This window comes from Aquirufa sp. (assembly GCF_044342065.1).
In the GTDB taxonomy this organism is placed as follows: domain Bacteria; phylum Bacteroidota; class Bacteroidia; order Cytophagales; family Spirosomataceae; genus Aquirufa.
On sequence record NZ_JBIIQN010000007.1, the window covers coordinates 24,367 to 43,294 of the forward strand.

Consider the following 18,928-nt stretch of genomic DNA (forward strand, 5'->3'; position numbering starts at 1 on the left):
AAGAATATGGTAAATAAGTATTTTAACAAATGTAAAAATCAAAAATAGATATTTTGTCCTGAATAACGAAAAATTTAAAAAATATATCCATTTTTTCTTATTGCAGCTTGAGCAATTAGGCGCCTGGATTCAATCAAATTTTTCGGTTCAATCTTAGTAAACCGCTTTAACCCTAGTAATAATACATTCAGTTCATCGCCTTTAGCAAAGCCCATGATTACCTCCTTGCCGGAATTCGCTACTTTATCAATAGCCTCATGAAGATAAACTAATGCGCATTCTTTAGCAATTTGGTGGGCTTCCGCTCCATCGCGCAACATCAATTTATCCACACGAGCCAATGCAGACTCCGCAACATAAACCTCAATCATCATATCCGAAATACCCATTAAAATCTCTTGTTGATGCTCTATTTCAGTTGTAAACTTCTGAATCGCTGCACCAGCCGTCATTAAAATAGCCTTCTTCGCATTCGCAATTACCTTATACTCTTTCCCAAATACGCCCTCTGGAACTTCTGTTGAAAAATCAGGTACGCCTAAAATCTCCTTCCCAACTGCCATGGCTGCAGGCATCAAATCGATCTCTCCTTTTAACGCTCTTTTCAATACAGTACCAATAGCCAATAAGCGATTAATCTCATTTGTTCCCTCAAAAATACGATTGATTCGAGCATCTCGATAAGCACGTTCCATAGGCGCCTCAGCTGAAAAACCCATACCGCCAAAGATCTGAACGCCTTCATCAGCTACAAAGTCAAGCACCTCTGATGCATGAACTTTTAAAATCGCACATTCAATTGAGAATTGTTCAACACCTTTCAATTTAGCCTCCGCATCATTCATTCCAGCAGCCTTTAGGCTTGAAATTGATTCATCTATATTTTGGCCCGCTCGGTAGGATGCTGCTTCAGATGCATATATTCGCACAATCATGTTAGCTAGTTTCGCCTGAATCGCTCCAAAAGAATGAATAGATTGTCCAAACTGTTTACGCTCATTTGAATAATTCACCGCTTGATTAACAATCTGTTTAGAACCTCCCAAAACGGCAGCAGCCAACTTAATTCTTCCAATATTTAAAATATTGACAGCTATCTTAAAGCCTCCCTCACGTTTAAACAACAAATTACCTACGGGCACCTCGCAATCCGTAAAGAAAATTTGTCGAGTAGAACTCCCTTTAATCCCCATCTTATGTTCTTCCTCATTCATTGAAATACCTGAAAAAGACTTCTCTACTAAAAAAGCCGTTAAGTTCTTATCATCATCAATTTTAGCAAACACGATAAACAAGTCAGCAAAACCGCCATTCGTTATCCACATCTTTTGACCATTCAAAACATAATGCGTACCTGCCTCATTTAGCCTTGCCTTTGTTTTAGCGGCATTGGCATCTGAACCTGAATCAGGTTCAGTCAAACAATATGCCGCTTTCCATTCTCCAGAGGCAAGTTTCGGTAAATAAGTTTTCTTTTGCTCTTCTGTTCCATAATATACAATGGGTAAGGTGCCTATACCAGTATGAGCAGATAAAGCCACAGCAAATGAATGTCCACTCCCACAGGCTTCTGCCACGAGCATAGATGTATTAAAATCCATCCCAAATCCACCATATTCTTCTGGTACAGATGTTCCTAACAAACCTAATTCACCTGCTTTGTCAAGCAAACCCACCATAACCGAAGTGTCTTTGGCGAAATCAATTTCATTTAGAATAGGATGCACTTCTGTCCGAATAAAATCCAGACAGGTTTGGCTTATCATTTTTTGCTCCTCAGTAAAATCTTCTGGAATAAATATCTCCGATGGTAACAATGGACGAATTAAAAACTCACCCCCTTTAAATGCATGTAAACTACTCATGGCTATTGTTTTATTTTGTTAGAAACAGATTCAAATATGGTATCAGACTCCTCATCTAATATTTTATTTATGGACGCAATTACATCAAAAAACCCAGCTAGCTTTTCTTCTCCTATCCGCTGATATATCAATTCGTTGAAAATTAACACCCCTTGTTTGGCCTGATCTCTCTTTTGCTTACCCAAATCAGTTAAAAAGATCTTGACCACACGCTTGTCGGCATAATTTGCTTCTCTCCGTATCCATTTTTTATCTTCTAAGGACTTCAACATCCGAGTTAAACTACGAGATTCCAAGCCTAATGCCGGAGCAATTTTCGTAGCAGATGTCCCCGCCTTGTCAATATGCAACAACACGTAGCCGATTGCCATCGTCATGTCAAACTGAGTGGAATACGTGTTGTACATGCGACTTATCGCATACCAACTTGATTTAATTTGGAAATCAACGGTTTTTTCTGCTTTCATAGGTATTAGTAGTATGCTGGCATACCAAGGTAAATTTGAAACAAAAAAAAATAGGATGCAAGCATCCTATTTTCAAATTTCTTTAAAAACCGTATTATTTAATTCGATTACCTCGCATACGTTTACTATTTACTTTCAAACCAGAGAAAGATGATTTCATAATTAATAAGCGGACTTTCTTTTTATTGTAAAGTAAATATTTATTGCCATCATACATTAAACGTGAGAACGTTGGGCTGCCCGACTCATCTACTAATTGATAGAAATATTCGCCTCGCTCACCCAATACAGGAGCAAAATGTAAACTCTTCTCTTCTCCAGCCCCGGCTTCGAATGAAATCAATAATTGATCCTTGGTTTCTTTCACCAGAACACCCGGTGTTTCACGCTCCAAACTTACTCGATTAATTGATTTGCCATTAACAATCGTGATTTTACCCGACTTAACGTTAGCATCAGATGCATTCAGTTCTCTTTCTAAAAATAACTCGTTATCATTATAAAACTGAATCTTTTCTAAAGGCAATTGATTTTCTTTGATTAAAGTCATCAAGGAGCCCGTTAATTGGGTCTTTTCTGAACAAGAACTTAACAAAACCAAACTTAGCAATAAAAAACTGAGCTTTTTCATAGAATTAATTAACGCCTTCCGCTAAAATTAACACTTTATTATTCAAAACTTCAACAACGCCTCCTTCGATTTGAAAGACTTCTTTATCGGCAGATAAAGTTCCCTTATCGAGCGTACTAACGAGAGCTGCGTGATCATTTAAAATCTGAAAAGAACCATCCACGCCAGGTAAAGTTACCACAGATGCTTCTCCAGCAAATACTTTACGATCGGGTGTAATAATTTCTACAAACATATTATTTCTTATTTAGCAGCTTCAGCAAGTAATTTCTCTCCTTTAACTACTGCGTCTTCGATGGTTCCCACTAGGTTAAATGCAGCCTCTGGTAAATGATCATATCCACCATCTATAATTGCATTGAATCCTTTGATGGTGTCATTGATATCTACTAGAACGCCCTTTAATCCGGTAAATTGTTCTGCCACAAAGAATGGTTGAGATAAGAAACGTTGAACACGTCTTGCACGTGATACTACTAATTTATCTTCTTCCGACAATTCATCCAAACCTAAAATGGCAATGATATCTTGCAATTCTTTGTAACGCTGTAAAATCTCTTTCACACGCTGAGCCGTATCATAGTGAGAATCACCTAATACTTCAGCAGATAAAATACGAGATGACGAATCCAATGGATCCACAGCAGGATAAATACCTAATTCAGCAATCTTACGAGATAATACCGTGGTTGCATCTAAGTGGGCAAAGGTTGTTGCCGGAGCTGGATCGGTCAAGTCATCGGCAGGCACGTAAACCGCTTGTACCGATGTGATGGAACCGCGCTTCGTCGAGGTAATACGCTCTTGCATCGCTCCCATCTCTGTTGCCAAAGTGGGTTGATAACCTACCGCTGATGGCATACGACCTAAAAGAGCCGATACCTCAGAACCCGCTTGCGTAAAACGGAAGATATTATCAATAAAGAATAGAATATCGCGCCCTTGACCTTCTCCGTCCCCATCACGGAAGTGTTCCGCAACAGTTAAACCAGATAAAGCAACACGCGCACGTGCTCCTGGAGGTTCGTTCATTTGACCAAACACCAAGGTAGCTTGTGATTTCGCTAATTCAGTTTGATCTACTTTCGAAAGATCCCACTCACCAGCTTCCATCGAATGCTTAAATTCTTCACCGTATTTAATAACGCCAGACTCAATCATCTCACGTAATAAGTCATTTCCTTCACGCGTACGTTCTCCTACTCCTGCGAATACAGATAAACCTTCGTAGGCTTTCGCGATATTATTAATCAACTCCATGATTAGTACCGTTTTACCTACACCGGCTCCACCGAACAAACCAATCTTCCCTCCTTTAACATAAGGAGCTAACAAGTCAATTACTTTAATTCCTGTAAACAGTACCTCAGTAGTCGTAGCTAATTCATCAAACTTGGGAGCTGCGCGGTGAATAGGCATTCCCTTATCCGATTTTGGTTGGGAAATACCATCGATAGCATCCCCAACAACATTAAACAAACGACCTTTGATACCCTCACCTGTTGGCATAGTCATCGGAGTTCCTTTGTCAACAACTTCTTGACCTCTTTGAAGTCCCTCAGTTCCTTCCATCGCAATCGTTCTCACACGATCTTCTCCTAAATGTTGTTGAACTTCTAAAACAAGTTCCTGACCATTTGATTTGGTAACAGAAAGAGCATTTAAAATCGCTGGTAAATGTGATCCTTCACCTTCGAAGCTCACATCGACTACGGGCCCAATTACTTGAGCAACTCTCCCTTTATTTACTGCGTTTGCCATTTGAAAATTATATTTAAAAAAATGAGATATCAATTCAGACTGCAAAATTAGTTCGGAATTTCCAATAAACAAAAATGAAGATTGTATTTTTCTCCTTTTTTTTAACAAAATCAGCCCAATTCTTTGAATGAATTAAAGTTTATGCGGAAATTGGTCGAACAAAAATATCAAGCCTTGAATCAGAAAACCCAAATTAGCTTTTCCGTTTTCATTTGCCTTCTAAGTTTACTTAGTGTAGCATTTTGGGGGCTCTATTCTTACTCCCCGATCACCTTGCAATCAGCTAGCGAACTGATACTCGATTCTGCGCCTGTGGATGCAAATAAGCTGAGCAAACTTGAGAGTACTGTCTACTTCGTTCGGCAATCCTATTTTGCTATTCCGTTCTTTGGGCTTCAGGTAGCCTACATTGGTTACTTCATTTGCCTCATTGCCTCCACTTCACTTCTGTTATTGGGCTTAAAAAAATGGGCAAACATCAATCGTACCTTTTTATTCGGTGGCTGTTTAATCTATTTGTTGATTATTTTTTGGACAAATCAATTTGCCAACTGGAAAGAAATTGGTTTGGTCATCGTGGAGCAATTACACCTACTCGGCATTGTGATGGTATATCTGGTTGGCCTATTCATTTCAGCTGCTACACCTCGTTTGCTTTTTCAACTAGGATACAGTCAAAATTTAAGCCAAAGTAAACGTAATTGGATTTATTTCTTAGTCATCTATTTAACTAACTTGATTCTCGCTTACGGAAAGCAATTTTTATCATGGGATTTAAACTTGGCAATCCCAGGCATTTTATGGGCACTTTTGGCATGGATTGCCTACGCTTTTCAGATGAGCTCTTTAAATACCCCCCTCAAGTGGGGATTATCACTTGGCGCATTTAGCACACTCATTATATTCCAAATCACAGGAAATGATCCTGGAATCAGCGCATTCGAACACTGGATTTTGATAAGCCAAATCCTCATGGCCATCGTTTTCCCTTTATTTATAGTGACCAATTTCAAAGTGCCGATACTACAAAACATGCCGGTATTCAAAATTGTGCACAAGGCACCACATTTGGATTTGAGAATCATGTACCTAGGGGTCGCTATTTTAGGTAGTGCATGGATTTTTGCAAAAAATGGGAGTGTTTTACATCAATTTCAAGCTGCATTTCACAATGAGAGAGGAGACATATCGGTCCTAGTAGAAAATACACAAGCTGCAGAATTTGCCTACCAGCAGGCGATGATTCATAGTAAATTGAATGAGAAAAGTAATGTGAGTTTGGCTGCCATGGCCTTGGATGTAAATGATGTAGAAACGGCCGCCTATTACCTTCATACGAGCCAGGTGAAACACGCTAACCCCATTACCTATATTGCTTTGGCACATATATACCAGCAAGCGGGCAAAACATTTGAATCATTATTTACCCTTCAGCAAGCCCAAAAGGCATTTCCTTCCTCATCAGAATTAAACACGCAATTAGCAAAGCAGTTTGAAGCTGTCCAAGCAAAGGATTCTGCGAACTATTATTACCAACTGGCTTATCAGAACGACCCGAATAACCCCATATGTCAAGCAAATCTTTTATACATAACGAAAAAATCACACCAAGAACTGGCAGAGAGCGAAGATCCAGCCGTTCAAGCCAACATAATTGCCATAGCGCTTAAAAATGGAGATAAATCCTTTAATATTATTCCACCTGCTAAATCTCATCCAGGAAACGATTTAAGAATTTGGTCATACCTATACAATTACCACATGTTAAACAAAGGGCAAGCACCTGAATTACCCGCAAAATGGGAAACAGACCCGGCGACATTACAAATTTTTCCGGAAATCAAACTGCTGAGTGCATGGCAAGACTTTTACCACAATAAACCCTTGCAGGCATTGCAAAAAATCAACTTACAAATTTCAAATGACACAACATCCAAAACGGAAGGTCTTCAAAATATCTTAGCTTTCTGGAAACAAAGCCTGCTGGAAACCAAAACCATATCACCAATAACCGGATTGCAAGAAGCCAAAAAGACGCTACAACAATACCCCTTTCAGGTCGAGGCCCTACAAAAAGCACTCCCTGTCCTAAACAAAAACAAACTCGAAAAACTTGGGTATGACGCCGCTCTAGCAGCTCTACAATGGAATGAAGATATACCTGTTTACTACCTAATCTATGCTATGCAAGCCTACCAACTCGGCGAAATTGCATATGGGGAAGAGGCAACCAAACAATTAAAAGTACTCGACATCGCAACCTACCATGCTAATCAGAAAATTCTAGACGAAGCGCGCTTGCAGGCTCAGCAAAGACAAAAATTCAATTGAGTACTTGTAAATCAAATAATTATCGCTTAGTTTTGCCATTCAAAATTACATACACGGCGGAGTCAATGGTTCTTTCGACGTGTATTCACCTAATGAACCAAACAAGATGAATCAAAAAATTCGCATCAAGTTGAAGTCGTTTGACCACACATTGGTTGACAAATCAGCTGAAAAAATCGTTAAAGCGGTTAAAGCTACTGGAGCTGTTGTATCTGGTCCAATTCCATTACCAACAAAAATTGAGAAATTCACCGTTTTACGTTCACCACACGTGAATAAGAAAGCGCGCGAGCAATTCCAATTATGTACTTACAAGCGTCTAATTGACATTTTTTCTTCTTCTGCAAAAACTGTAGACGCTTTGATGAAATTAGAATTACCATCTGGTGTTGATGTTGAAATCAAAGTTTAACTTTCGGTTTCTAACCCCAATAAAAAACCTCTTCGAACAATCGAAGAGGTTTTTTTTATGATAAAAATTGAAATATTTTTCGAAGAGGCTTAAGAGAAACCGTAATGAAGTAAGGCCTCAAGCCATTTTCTCGCCAAGCCTTTCGATCTTCTAAGTTGGCCCTCCATCGGTGTTTCCATGAGGCAGTACTAGTACCTCCGGTACGCATCGTCATCAACAACTTCGGCAGATAAGCTACCGAAATCCCATGTTTGTATAAAGCCCGAAGCATAAATTCATAATCCCCCGCGCAAGTATAGTGAATCTTGAAATTACCAATCTCCTCATATACCTTCCGCTTCACATAAAATGTTGGATGTGGTGGCATCCAGCCCAACAACCAACTTGAGCGTTTATAGCTCCCAGCCTTCCATTTACGGACAACCTTTAAACTAATCGGATCAATAAACTGCAGGTCACCATAAATCGAGTCAACATCCTGCCGCTCAAATACATCTACCACCGAACGAATAACATCGGTGGTCGGATAAAAATCATCTGCTCCAATTACGCCTATCACATCCCCTGTCACCAAAGCCAACCCTTTATTAAAAGCGTCATAAATTCCTTTATCAGGCTCGGAAATGTACTTAATTCGGTCGCCATAGCTAGCTAATAATTCTTTTGTCCCATCAGATGACCCCCCATCAATCACCCAATATTCAATATCAGAATAATCCTGCGCCAAAACACTCTCAATGGTCTGCTGGAGCGTGGCAATTGCATTAAAGCTTACAGTAATGATGGAAACTTTCAAGTTCACGAATTAAAGACCAAAGATAAGAAAATCCCATTCAAAGCAATCCATGCACTTTTCACGAATGATTATTATTTTTTTTAAGGTAAGCCTTGACAAAAATATATTTTTACGTACCTTTGCAAACCCAATTCGATTCTAAATCGGATTTTAATAAATAAAGAAATGAAAAGAACATTCCAACCCTCAGTACGTAAAAGAAAGAACAAGCACGGATTCCGTGAGCGTATGTCTACTGCAAACGGTCGTCGTGTATTAACAGCACGTCGCGCGAAAGGTCGCCATAAATTGTCTGTTTCTGACGAAAAAAGAGGTAAATAAGCCATAATTTAGTTTAAGCTGATTTAGGCCATTTACTTATTCCATAAGTAATCTTGCCATGAATTTCAGTTTCCCTAAATCCGAACGATTAACTCAAATAAAGGTAATCGATTCGTTATTCCAAAAGGATAGCACAAACGTTTCTCAACGTTTTGTCTATCCTTTTCGAGTTTTGTACCCAATCAATTCTTCGAAAAAACTCCCAGCCCCGCAAATCATCATTTCAGTTCCCAAGCGTAAATTCAAAAAAGCCGTTGATCGGAATTTACTTAAACGCCGCATTCGGGAGGCATACCGACTAAATAAACCGCATTTTACAGGACCTGATTTTGAAAAACTACCAGATTACCTGGGTTTTGTCTATATTGGTTCGGTTATCGAGCCATATGCAAAAATTGAAAAAAGAATTATTGGTATTTTAAAAGAATTGAGCACCCATAAGACATGCGAATAAATCGAAGAACCATACAAATTACTTTACTTGGCTTGCTTCTTGTGTCCGGGCTATTTTTCGCATTTACAAAACCTGGCGATCGTTTTTTTGAAATTGCCAAAAACCTTGATATTTACGCTACTGTTTTCAAGGAATTAAATACCTATTATGTGGATGAGGTTGATGCCAAAAAATCGGTTGAAACCTCTATTGAGGCGCTTTTAAAAAGCTTTGACCCCTATACGGTATACTATCCCGAAGATGATATTGATGAGTTTTTGCAAATGACTACCGGAAAATACCAAGGGATTGGGATTATTTTATCGGATATAAATCATGCCCAACGTATTAGCTTCGTTGAGGAAAATAGTCCAGCACACAAAGCAGGTTTAGGTATTGGCGACCAAATATTACGTATCAATGGAACGCTTTTGGAAGAAAAACCAGATGCAGATCCAGCCATTTTAATGAAGGGTAGTGCAGGTTCAACTGTAGAAATTGAAGTATTGCAAGTGGGGAAGTCAAACCCTACCCTCTTTTCTATCAAAAGAGAAACCGTACAGATTAAAAACGTGGTAAATACAGCCATCATTCGTCCGGGTGTTGGCTATATATTACTCGAGGATTTCAATGCCTCGGCAAGTAAAGAAGTGAAAAATGCCTTGATTGATTTAAAAAAACAGGGCATGCAACAACTTATTTTGGACTTACGTAATAATCCTGGCGGATTACTTACGCAAGCAATCGACATATGTAATTTATTTATCCCTAAAGGGACAAAAATTGTAGAAACTCGCGGAAAAGTTGAGGAGTGGAATAAAAGTTACCAAGCACTGAATCAGGCAGTTGACACAGAGACGCCCATTATTGTACTCATCAACAATCGAACAGCCTCCGCAGCAGAAATCGTTGCTGGGGTATTACAAGATTATGATAGAGCTGTTATTTTGGGGCAGAAAAGTTTCGGAAAAGGGCTTGTTCAGGTAACACGTGACTTACCCTACCGCACAAAAATGAAAATAACAACAGCAAAATATTTTATTCCCAGTGGAAGGTGTATTCAAGCGTTGGATTATAAAAATAAGAATATAGATGGCAGCGCGAAAGCATATCAAGATTCTGCAGCTCGCGTTTTTTATACAAAAAATGGGCGAAAAGTTGTAGATGGAGGAGGGATTTTACCTGACCAACTAACCGACAAAAAAAGTTTATCTCCTTTCGCCCAAGCGCTTTTAAAACAAGATATATTCTTTTTGTTTAGTAGTAATTACCATGGAATGCATCCGAACATTGCTCCCGCTGAAGTATTTGCCGTAGACGATGCCTTACTGGAACAATTTAAAAATTGGCTAAACAAATCTCAATTTAGTTTCGAGACACCTGTAGAAAATCAAGTAAAAAAATTACTTGAGGTAACGCGAGATCAACCTGCCTATGCCACTTTTCACAAAAATATACAAGAACAAACTGGCCAATGGATGACGCGTATTGATCGCGAATTAGAACAGCATAGCTCGGAACTTAAACCGCTATTGGAACAAGAAATGATTATGCATTATTATTTACAGCAAGGTCTTAATAAGTGGTCCATACGAAAAGATCCCACGATACAATCTGCGGTTGAATTACTTGCCAAACCAACTAAATTTGCTTCTATCTTAACAAGACGCGAAAAACCATGAGTCTTATTGTTAGCATAGAAACCTCAACCCCATTATGCTCGGTTGCATTACACCAATCAGGTGAATTACTATGCACCCTTGAAACTATGGAGGAAGGCGGTCACGGAAAACGTCTAACACGGTTAATTGAAGCTGTTTGTAAAGAATCGGGGATCTCATTAGAACAACTCGATGCCATCGCCGTTTCAAATGGCCCAGGTTCATATACGGGGTTAAGAATTGGATTGGCTACAGCAAAAGGTTTATGTTTCGCCCTAGACATTCCTTTAATAACCCTGAATACATTGAAAATCATGGCAAACGCTTGGATAGACATTCCATCAAGTACTTTTCTACTCCCCATGATGGACGCAAGAAGAATGGAAGTTTATGCTGCGGTGTTTGAAGGTGCCAGCCATGAAAATTTTGTGGAAACCCAAGCCATTGTTTTGGAGCCAAACTCCTTTTTAAACTTGACGCAGCCAACAATCGCTTTTGGGAATGGGGCCTTAAAATGGAAAGATTCATGTGAAAATAAATGGGTTACCTTTTCTGAAGAGCATCCATATCCGCATGCAAAATTTATGGGTAAAGATGCAGCAGTGGCCTATAAGAAGCAAAATTTTGCCTCTTTGGTCCAAGCAGAACCTGAATACTTAAAAGAATTTATGGGTACAAAACCAAAAAGTAAAGCGCTATAAGGATGGAAGAAATCGTCAATAAGGTTCAGAAAAGTGGCCTCATTCAAATAGACCTGGAAGACTTGCGACCCAAAGGGGAGCGCGTGTTTTTCGATCTAGAGCCGTTATTATATATGGGGTTGGCGTTGCGTGAGAAGGATTTTAGAGAATTTATTCAATCACATGATTGGGATCAATACACCCACAAACATATTGCTATAGGTTGCACATCGGATGCCATTATTCCTACTTGGGCATACATGCTAGTCAGCTCAAAGTTGGCAGATTTAGCTGCAAGTGTTGTTTTGGGTTCATTAAAAGAGTTAGAGGACCAACTTTATTTGCAGGTAATCAATCAGCTCGATTTGAGTCCTTATATAGACGGGAAAATTGTAGTGAAGGGTTGCTCCAAAGAATCTGTCCCTTTAAATGCCTATGTTGCCTTGACCAAACGTCTTCGACCTGTAGCTAGAAGCATCTTTTTTGGGGAACCGTGTAGTACGGTGCCAATCTTCAAAAAAGCAAAATAGTCCCTTGCATTTCATACATTTACGTTTTAGCTGATTCGCATGTCTCAACAATCACAAGAACAATACCAATTCATTTCTGCTATTCTTACCAAGCACATTGGCGCAAAGTCGACGATTGATGACCTTCAGTTTTTTTATGGAGGAAACTTTAATTTGGCAGTTCGGGTAAAAACAGAGGCAGCTGAATATTTCATTAAATGGACACAAGGGGAGCATCGGGGCCTATTTGAAGCTGAGGCGAACAATCTTCAACTTATCAAAAAAACAGATGCTATCGATGTTCCAGGCGTTTTAGGTTATGGCAGTTTAGAAGAGAAAGAATACCTAATGATGGAATGTGTTGAGTCAGCCGAAAAATCAACTCATTATTGGTCTGATTTTGGAGAGAAATTGGCCCATTTACATCAACATAATGCAGCTCAAGGGCATGGCCTAGATTATGATAATTTTTTAGGAGCGGCTAAACAAGTTAATAATTGGGAGCAGCAAGGCGTTCAATTTTTCATACGAAATCGCTTGAAAAAACAGGTTGATACGGCACTTTATGATCGTAAAATTTCTTCGGAGACAGAAGCTCAATTTGAAGCTTTATATGAAAAATTGCCCAACCTAATTCCAAATGAACCGTCAGCACTTTTACATGGCGATTTATGGTCAGGCAATGCGATGGTTAATTCAAAAGGTGAAATTACGTTAGTTGACCCATGCACTTATTATGGATTGCGTGAGGCTGAGCTAGCATTCACGACGATGTTTGGAGGGTTCCCAACAGAATTTTACGAAGCATATCACAGCACATTTCCTATCGAGAAGGGATTTCATCAACGAATTCCACTCTATAATTTATACCCCTTAATGGTACATGTGAATTTATTTGGCGAAGGTTATTTACCTGCCGTGAATAAAATCTTAGCTAGCTATTAGTCTTGTGAAGCTATCCATTCATCAATAACTGAATCTGGATCTTTTGCTGTAGGGAAAAACTGGACGATTTTACGCAAAATTTCTTCCATGACTGCGTCTGGACATGAGGCTCCGCATGTCAATAAAATCTTAACGGGCCGATTTGAAGGAATATAGTCCCAAGTTTGCACCTCTTCTTTTCTGCGATTATTAAAATGCCAAATCTCCGACATGCTCACTAGTTTTTCGGCAGATTTGATAAAGTAAGTAGGCAGTTTTTCCTCACATAAATCAACCAAATGGGCCGTATTTGAGGAATTATATCCGCCCGCTACAATTGCAAAATCAGCCTTCATTTGCAATAAACCATAGGTTGCGCTTTGATTGTCATTCGTTGCATAACAAAGCGTGTCCCGTGTATCAGCAAAATGATCCGTCACTTGACCCGGCGATAATCGATAAAAATCAACAATTTCCTCCCGCAAATAATCCACAATTTCTTGCGTATCCGTTGCTAACATGGTTGTTTGATTCACGACTCCAATACGCTCCAAATCCGTTTCTGGATTAAATCCTTTAGAATATTGACCTTCGAATTCATCATAAAAATCCTCGGCCGTTTTTTCCTTACGAATGTAATAGGCTAATTGATGTGCTTGCTGTAGGTCTTTAATTACTAGCGTAGGAGTGACTGACTGCGAATGTGAAAAAGTAGCCTTTGTTTCTTCATGACTTGGTTTTCCATGAACGATTACCGAATAGGACTTTTGGCCAATCGCACTTGCACGATTCCAAACTTTCTCCACAAAAGGACATGTTGTATCATACGCGTAGGTGTCTATACCGATGGAAGCCAATTTAGCTTGAATCTCTAAGGTAGTACCAAAAGCAGGAACAATGACAATATCAGTAGATTTTAGGGCATCCCAAGGAATAATTTGGGAGCCTTTCGTATCTTGAATAAACGAAACCCCGCGTTCGAGCAGGTCAGCATTGACAGCTGGATTATGAATCATCTCAGAAAGTAAATAAATCTTTTTATCCGGATTTTCTTCAATAATTTTATAGGCTGTTTCTACCGCATTTTCTACGCCATAGCAAAAACCAAAATGTCGAGATAAATAAATTTCAACAGGGCCAAAATCAAAGTGGGATGGACTGTAATCTTTTTTCAACTTATCATTTAAACGTCTTTTTTCTTTGACTGAACCGATCAAAGAGCTACTAAATAAGCTTGGAATTGAAAAAGATTTCATGTGATTAATTATAATCGATAACTAAATATCAAAACAAATAAAGTAATTAAAATTAATACCTAAACCCGTATTTTGAGTCAAGTGTTTCCAAATTTACAAAACTCGATTTGTAAATACGCAACGGGGGAGCAATTACCTTTAAATAATTGATTTGCTCAGAAATTGTGTGTGAATGAATTGTTTATGTTATTTTTACATTTGTATTTACAACGAAATCAACATCCAATGCAAAATATGAACAAGTCAACAGCTGGCAAGTTTAGGTTTTGGCGTGCAGTCCTCTCAAACCCTTTGAGTTATGGAGTGGTTTCTTTATTCCGAAACCCAATCAATTTGCTTTATTTTGGGTTATTTGTATTTACGGTGCTAATAAATGTTGAACACTCTTTCAGCGAATCACCCAAACAAAATGGTTACTTTTCAGGGTCCATAGAGTTTGATAAAACCCCTGCATATTCCATTAATACAAATAAAATTGTTGCCAATATTAGCAAAGTAAGTGATGAAACAACGCTAGAAATCACAGCCACAAGCAAAAATGATTCGCAAACAGTTTACACGCACATCAAAAATTTTAAAGGAGTAGGAACGTATTTTATTCCTGGCGATGGCACCTCTGCTAACATAGGAAATCTAATTAAAGATATTCAAGATTATCAAAATAAAAATAATTTTTACGAAGCTACTCGACCTAATTCATCAGGTATTTCAAATGGAGTTGGCCGTGTAAATATCACCTCCTACTCGAAAGATGCAATCACAGGCGACTTGGTATTAATCGGAAATAATCCGGCGGGCCAACAAGCCATTCTGGGATCTGCCAAATTCAAAGTAAACTTACATCCCTAATGGATATGATTGAATTTGAGCCTGCTGTAGTTCAGGCCTCGTGGGAAAATGTACTTGATTTTTTTGAAAAACAATTCAATAAGCGACCAAGCGATTTAGAGTCCATATTATTTTTAATTGGGGTTCAGGAACTGGGTATTGGACATAAAGTATTTACCAAAGAAGAAAAGCAAGACCTAATGCATATTGCGACCTGCAAAGTATTAAGTTTCAGTGGCTTTTATGAACTTGAGGGATTGGATGAAGCGGGTTGGCCGCATTGGAATTTAAAATACCCCGTTCCATCCTTAAATCTTAAAGAGCAAGACCTTCTGTTAAAAGCCCATATCATTCACTATTTCGAAACGGAAGTTTTTTGATATATGTTCAAAATCATCAGTTACAATGTCAATGGAATCCGCGCTGCGATTCAAAAAGGTTTTATTCAATGGCTTGCAGAACAGCAGGCAGATGTTGTCTGTATCCAAGAATTAAAAGCCGAATTTGACCAAGTAGATACCCACGAAATTGAAGCATTGGGATATTCAATTCATTGGCATTCTGCACAAAAAAAAGGATATTCTGGGGTAGCTATTTTCTCCAAATTAACGCCCAAAAATATTGAAATAGGATGTGGAATTGAGAAATACGATTTTGAAGGTCGGGTAATCCGACTTGATTTTGACACCTTTTCGGTCATGAGTGTTTACATGCCTTCTGGATCTAGTGGGGATGAGCGCCAATCCTTTAAAATGGACTGGTTGGCTGACTTTCATAATTATATCCAAGCATTACGAAAAAAATTCCCGCAGTTAATTATTTCTGGGGATTACAATATTTGCCACAAAGCAATTGATATTCACAATCCTAAAGGGAATGCTAACAGCTCTGGATTCTTGCCTGAAGAACGTGAATGGATGGAGTCATTTGTTCAAAATGGATTCATTGATACCTTCCGGTATATCAACCCAGAACAAGCTCATGCCTACTCTTGGTGGAGTTACCGAGCAGGCGCACGTGGAAAAAACCTTGGTTGGCGCATTGACTACCACATGGCGAGCGATACATTAAAAGAAAGAATTGTCAACGCCTACATACTTCCGGAAGCGAAGCATTCGGATCATTGTCCTATTGTTCTTGAACTAAAACCAGCTTAATATGCATTTCGAAAAACATGTCTTCATTTGTACAAATGACAAGGATGCCCCTAAAAAATGTTGCGGATCAGGCCATGGTACCGAGCTTATAAATGCCTTTAAGGCGGCCTATGCAGCAGCGGGAAACCCGGGAAAGATTCGAATTCAACGCGCTGGCTGTCTAGACTTTTGTGGTAAGGGACCCGCTATGGTTGTTTACCCTGAAGGCGTATTTTATGGAAATGTCCAGCTAGAAGATGTAGCAGAACTAACACAGACGCATTTAGTTGAAGGAGAAATTGTTACTCGCCTTCAAATCGGATAATAAACAGAGCATGCAATACCGCTTATACCCAACATTACTCAATTCTTTTTCCTTATACCTGCAACAAGCTCGAGATACGGCAGGCAAAATCATTGTGGATGAAATCGAAATGATAGAGCGAGTGAATCGAGTTAGAAAACCCACGACCAATGCCCAACAAAAGGGTATGGATTTTGAACGTGCGGTAATTCTAGGTGAAGATGAAGAATCGTTTGCCGAAGGAATTATTGATCAGGCTCGTAAACTGATACCTGATAAATACAAAACGCAATATTATGTAGAATCACGCTACAAAAATGCGCTCATCTATGGGTATGTTGACGGTGTGGGCGAACAAGTGGCTTTTGATTTAAAAAGCACCTCCTTTTATGAACCAGGAAGATTTGCAAAGAATCACCAAAATCTCTATTTGCTAGGTTTGCAAAAGCTTGGCATAGAGCAATTAGACTATGTAATTACAGATTTTAAAGCGGTATATAAAGAAACTTACTTCTTAAACGAATATGATTTCAACCCACTATATACGCAAATCGAACAATTTCAGGCATTTTTAGAAGAAAACAAGAAATTCATACGGGACAAAAAAATCTTTGACCGGAAATCCAACGACAACCAATTGTCATTATTCGAATAAATCAAGGAGCTCTCGTAAATCCCCAATACGAATTCTTGCAGGAGATTCCCCATGGCTAACTTGAAGATGGATCGCAGAAATACCTACTGCCTCCGCGGCCTCAATATCAATTATCGGATGATCCCCTACCATAACCACTTCCTCTGGTAAACACCCAGCGGTACGAAGTGCGAAGTTAAAAAAATCAGCTGCCGGTTTTTTGCATCCAGCAACGTCAGAAGTAATAATCCGTTCGAAAAAATGAGACATACCAACACCGGAAATTTTTACATGTTGAATATCATCGAAACCATTGGTTAATACATACAATGGATAAGTAGCCGATAACGTTTCAATGACTTCATAGGCCCCAGGTAGTAGATTTGTTTTACGAGGAGTTCTTTCCATGTACAATTTAGAGAATAATGGGATATCCCCGTGTAAAGAAAGAGCATCAAAAAAACGTTCAAATCGCGTGGTACGCAAATCCAGCTGCGTAATTCGCCCATGCTGATAATCGTCCCAGAGTGCATTATTAATTTTTTGAAACGTTTCCCAAACTACCTCTGTCGGATGTGACTTCGCTTGCTGAATGTTCAATTCGTGCAAAAGCTCTTGTATAACTTCGGCGGCATTGCGGTCATGATCCCAGAGTGTGTGATCCCAATCAAAAAATATTGCTTTTGGACTAAATTTCATCGAACAAAGGTAATAATAAGCTACCTTTGTAGCTATTAATTTCTGATAGGCTATGGAGCATCAATTACAATTAAAAAAACCTTTAGCGTTTTTCGATTTAGAAACTACGGGAATACTCGTAAACAAAGATCGAATCGTTGAGATATCGATAGCGAAAGCAAATCCAGATGGAACGGTTGACGTGAAAACACGCAGGGTCAATCCAGGTATACCCATTCCATTGGAGGCCTCGCTCGTTCATGGAATTTATGATGCGGATGTGGCAAATGAACCCAACTTCAAGCAAGTGGCTAAGTCGCTTGCTGGCTTTTTAGATGGATGTGATTTGGCTGGATTTAATTCCAATCGCTTTGATGTTCCGATGTTGGTGGAAGAATTCCTACGCGCCGAAGTTGACTTCGACATGAAAAACAGAAAATTGGTAGATGCACAACGTATTTTTCATATGATGGAGCCTCGTAATTTGACAGCGGCTTATCGCTTTTATTGTGATAAGGAGTTAGTAGGCGCTCATGGTGCGGAGGCCGATGTTTTGGCTACACTTGAAGTTTTAAATGCTCAAGTAAAACGGTATGCAAACACGACCTTAAAAGATAGTGAAGGCAAAGAATATTTCCCCATTCAAAACGATATCAGCAAATTGCATGAATTAAGCGCGTCCAATTCAATCGATTTTGCCAATAGAATGGTTTATAATAAAGACCAAGTGGCTGTGTTTAATTTTGGCAAGCATATTGGTCGTCCCATTTTAGAAGTGTTAAAATCTGATCCGTCCTATTACGATTGGATCATGAAAGGGGATTTTCCAATGGACACAAAACGCAAATTAACCGAAATTAAATTACAAGGTTTTCAACGTTAGGGGCATTAAAATTCAGTTTTATTCGTATTTTTGCATCGCCTAAATGCATTCAAATAATTACTATGCAATCGATTCCAGAAGTATTACGTACGATTCCACTCACGCATTACATACTATTCAGTTCTGCACTTTTTTGTATCGGAATCCTCGGGGTATTAACACGTCGCAATGCGATCATCGTGTTTATGGCCGTTGAGTTAATGTTAAATGCTGTAAATTTATTATTGGCCGCATTTTCTTCTTACTATTCTGACCCAGCAGGTCAGATTTTCGTATTCTTCATCATGGCTGTGGCCGCTGCAGAAGTTGCAGTAGGATTAGCGATCATCGTGATGATTTACCGCAATATTCAAAGCATTGATATTGGCGTACTTAATAAAATCAAAAATTAATTGATGCGCTTTTAACGATAAGAATC

The 18,928-nt window shown here is 38.9% G+C and carries 23 protein-coding genes; 15 read left to right on the forward strand and 8 right to left on the reverse strand.

The genetic code is table 11. From position 1 onward, the window contains the following. Positions 1–74: 74 nt before the first annotated feature. From ACIQZ2_RS04225 to atpD, 5 genes are all read right to left on the reverse strand, one after another. Entirely contained in the window at positions 75–1,865 is a 1,791-nt protein-coding gene (locus ACIQZ2_RS04225) for an acyl-CoA dehydrogenase family protein (protein ID WP_395767595.1), read from the reverse strand. Positions 1,866–1,867: 2 nt separating this feature from the next. Continuing rightward, a complete protein-coding gene (locus ACIQZ2_RS04230; protein WP_395767596.1) occupies positions 1,868–2,332 on the reverse strand; it encodes a MarR family winged helix-turn-helix transcriptional regulator in 465 nt (154 codons plus the stop codon). A 94-nt stretch (positions 2,333–2,426) separates the two neighbouring features. Further along, positions 2,427–2,963, reverse strand: coding sequence for a hypothetical protein (locus ACIQZ2_RS04235; protein ID WP_395767597.1), 537 nt, complete (start codon positions 2,961–2,963; stop codon positions 2,427–2,429). Positions 2,964–2,967: 4 nt separating this feature from the next. Beyond that, positions 2,968–3,198 (reverse strand): F0F1 ATP synthase subunit epsilon, encoded by a 231-nt coding sequence (locus tag ACIQZ2_RS04240; RefSeq protein ID WP_395767598.1) that lies wholly within the window; start codon positions 3,196–3,198, stop codon positions 2,968–2,970. Positions 3,199–3,206: 8 nt separating this feature from the next. Continuing rightward, positions 3,207–4,724, reverse strand: coding sequence for a F0F1 ATP synthase subunit beta (gene atpD, locus ACIQZ2_RS04245; protein WP_395767599.1), 1,518 nt, complete (start codon positions 4,722–4,724; stop codon positions 3,207–3,209). Between the two features lie 141 nt (positions 4,725–4,865). On the opposite strand from atpD, the gene ACIQZ2_RS04250 reads away from it, so the two are divergent. Together ACIQZ2_RS04250 and rpsJ are read left to right on the forward strand one after the other, a co-directional pair. Beyond that, entirely contained in the window at positions 4,866–7,055 is a 2,190-nt protein-coding gene (locus ACIQZ2_RS04250) for a tetratricopeptide repeat protein (protein WP_395767600.1), read from the forward strand. Positions 7,056–7,161: 106 nt separating this feature from the next. Then, positions 7,162–7,467 (forward strand): 30S ribosomal protein S10, encoded by a 306-nt coding sequence (rpsJ, locus tag ACIQZ2_RS04255; RefSeq protein ID WP_092014386.1) that lies wholly within the window; start codon positions 7,162–7,164, stop codon positions 7,465–7,467. Positions 7,468–7,522: 55 nt separating this feature from the next. Here the strand turns inward: rpsJ and ACIQZ2_RS04260 are convergent, their stop codons facing one another. Next, on the reverse strand, positions 7,523–8,269 hold the full coding sequence (locus tag ACIQZ2_RS04260; protein ID WP_395767601.1) for a glycosyltransferase family 2 protein: 747 nt from the start codon (positions 8,267–8,269) through the stop codon (positions 7,523–7,525). Positions 8,270–8,428: 159 nt separating this feature from the next. On the opposite strand from ACIQZ2_RS04260, the gene rpmH reads away from it, so the two are divergent. Genes rpmH through ACIQZ2_RS04290 form a run of 6 tightly spaced genes read left to right on the forward strand, consistent with a single transcriptional unit; the run spans position 8,429 to position 12,812 of the window. Continuing rightward, complete coding sequence (gene rpmH / locus ACIQZ2_RS04265) at positions 8,429–8,584, forward strand: 50S ribosomal protein L34 (RefSeq protein ID WP_127802947.1); 156 nt, start codon at positions 8,429–8,431, stop codon at positions 8,582–8,584. Positions 8,585–8,642: 58 nt separating this feature from the next. Continuing rightward, a complete protein-coding gene (rnpA, locus tag ACIQZ2_RS04270; protein ID WP_395767602.1) occupies positions 8,643–9,038 on the forward strand; it encodes a ribonuclease P protein component in 396 nt (131 codons plus the stop codon). Then, the gene (locus ACIQZ2_RS04275) at positions 9,029–10,699 is read left to right on the forward strand and encodes a S41 family peptidase (protein WP_395767603.1); all 1,671 of its coding nucleotides are present in this window, start codon (positions 9,029–9,031) and stop codon (positions 10,697–10,699) included. Before rnpA ends, ACIQZ2_RS04275 begins: the two co-directional genes overlap by 10 nt. Beyond that, positions 10,696–11,379 carry a tRNA (adenosine(37)-N6)-threonylcarbamoyltransferase complex dimerization subunit type 1 TsaB gene (tsaB, locus tag ACIQZ2_RS04280; protein WP_395767604.1) on the forward strand — a complete coding sequence of 228 codons (684 nt, stop codon included), beginning with the start codon at positions 10,696–10,698 and terminating at the stop codon, positions 11,377–11,379. Before ACIQZ2_RS04275 ends, tsaB begins: the two co-directional genes overlap by 4 nt. Positions 11,380–11,381: 2 nt before the next feature. Then, positions 11,382–11,888, forward strand: a complete 507-nt coding sequence (locus tag ACIQZ2_RS04285) for a DUF2480 family protein (protein WP_395767605.1) — start codon at positions 11,382–11,384, stop codon at positions 11,886–11,888. Positions 11,889–11,927: 39 nt separating this feature from the next. Continuing rightward, positions 11,928–12,812, forward strand: coding sequence for a fructosamine kinase family protein (locus tag ACIQZ2_RS04290; protein ID WP_395767606.1), 885 nt, complete (start codon positions 11,928–11,930; stop codon positions 12,810–12,812). On the opposite strand, the gene ACIQZ2_RS04295 is transcribed toward ACIQZ2_RS04290, so the two are convergent. Further along, complete coding sequence (locus tag ACIQZ2_RS04295) at positions 12,809–14,047, reverse strand: 4-hydroxy-3-methylbut-2-enyl diphosphate reductase (protein WP_395767607.1); 1,239 nt, start codon at positions 14,045–14,047, stop codon at positions 12,809–12,811. The two genes, ACIQZ2_RS04290 and ACIQZ2_RS04295, sit on opposite strands and share 4 nt — an antisense overlap. A 225-nt stretch (positions 14,048–14,272) precedes the next feature. Between ACIQZ2_RS04295 and ACIQZ2_RS04300 the strand changes: the two genes are divergently transcribed. The 5 genes from ACIQZ2_RS04300 to ACIQZ2_RS04320 are packed head-to-tail and all read left to right on the forward strand — an operon-like array spanning position 14,273 to position 16,970. Further along, positions 14,273–14,896 (forward strand): hypothetical protein, encoded by a 624-nt coding sequence (locus ACIQZ2_RS04300; protein ID WP_395767608.1) that lies wholly within the window; start codon positions 14,273–14,275, stop codon positions 14,894–14,896. Continuing rightward, a complete protein-coding gene (locus tag ACIQZ2_RS04305) occupies positions 14,896–15,255 on the forward strand; it encodes a hypothetical protein (RefSeq protein WP_395767609.1) in 360 nt (119 codons plus the stop codon). The genes ACIQZ2_RS04300 and ACIQZ2_RS04305 overlap by 1 nt, the downstream gene beginning before the upstream one ends. Before the next feature lie 3 nt (positions 15,256–15,258). Next, entirely contained in the window at positions 15,259–16,032 is a 774-nt protein-coding gene (locus ACIQZ2_RS04310; protein ID WP_395767610.1) for an exodeoxyribonuclease III, read from the forward strand. Position 16,033: 1 nt separating this feature from the next. Next, complete coding sequence (locus tag ACIQZ2_RS04315) at positions 16,034–16,336, forward strand: (2Fe-2S) ferredoxin domain-containing protein (RefSeq protein ID WP_395767611.1); 303 nt, start codon at positions 16,034–16,036, stop codon at positions 16,334–16,336. Between the two features lie 10 nt (positions 16,337–16,346). After that, positions 16,347–16,970 (forward strand): hypothetical protein, encoded by a 624-nt coding sequence (locus tag ACIQZ2_RS04320; RefSeq protein WP_395767612.1) that lies wholly within the window; start codon positions 16,347–16,349, stop codon positions 16,968–16,970. Here the strand turns inward: ACIQZ2_RS04320 and ACIQZ2_RS04325 are convergent. Beyond that, a complete protein-coding gene (locus tag ACIQZ2_RS04325) occupies positions 16,959–17,648 on the reverse strand; it encodes a YjjG family noncanonical pyrimidine nucleotidase (protein ID WP_395767613.1) in 690 nt (229 codons plus the stop codon). The two genes, ACIQZ2_RS04320 and ACIQZ2_RS04325, sit on opposite strands and share 12 nt — an antisense overlap. Before the next feature lie 52 nt (positions 17,649–17,700). Between ACIQZ2_RS04325 and ACIQZ2_RS04330 the strand changes: the two genes are divergently transcribed. Both ACIQZ2_RS04330 and nuoK read left to right on the forward strand, forming a co-directional pair. Beyond that, positions 17,701–18,510: an exonuclease domain-containing protein gene (locus ACIQZ2_RS04330; protein ID WP_395767614.1), complete on the forward strand. Its 810-nt coding sequence runs from the start codon at positions 17,701–17,703 to the stop codon at positions 18,508–18,510. 62 nt (positions 18,511–18,572) lie between these two features. Next, complete coding sequence (gene nuoK, locus ACIQZ2_RS04335; protein ID WP_395767615.1) at positions 18,573–18,902, forward strand: NADH-quinone oxidoreductase subunit NuoK; 330 nt, start codon at positions 18,573–18,575, stop codon at positions 18,900–18,902. Positions 18,903–18,928 lie beyond the last annotated feature (26 nt).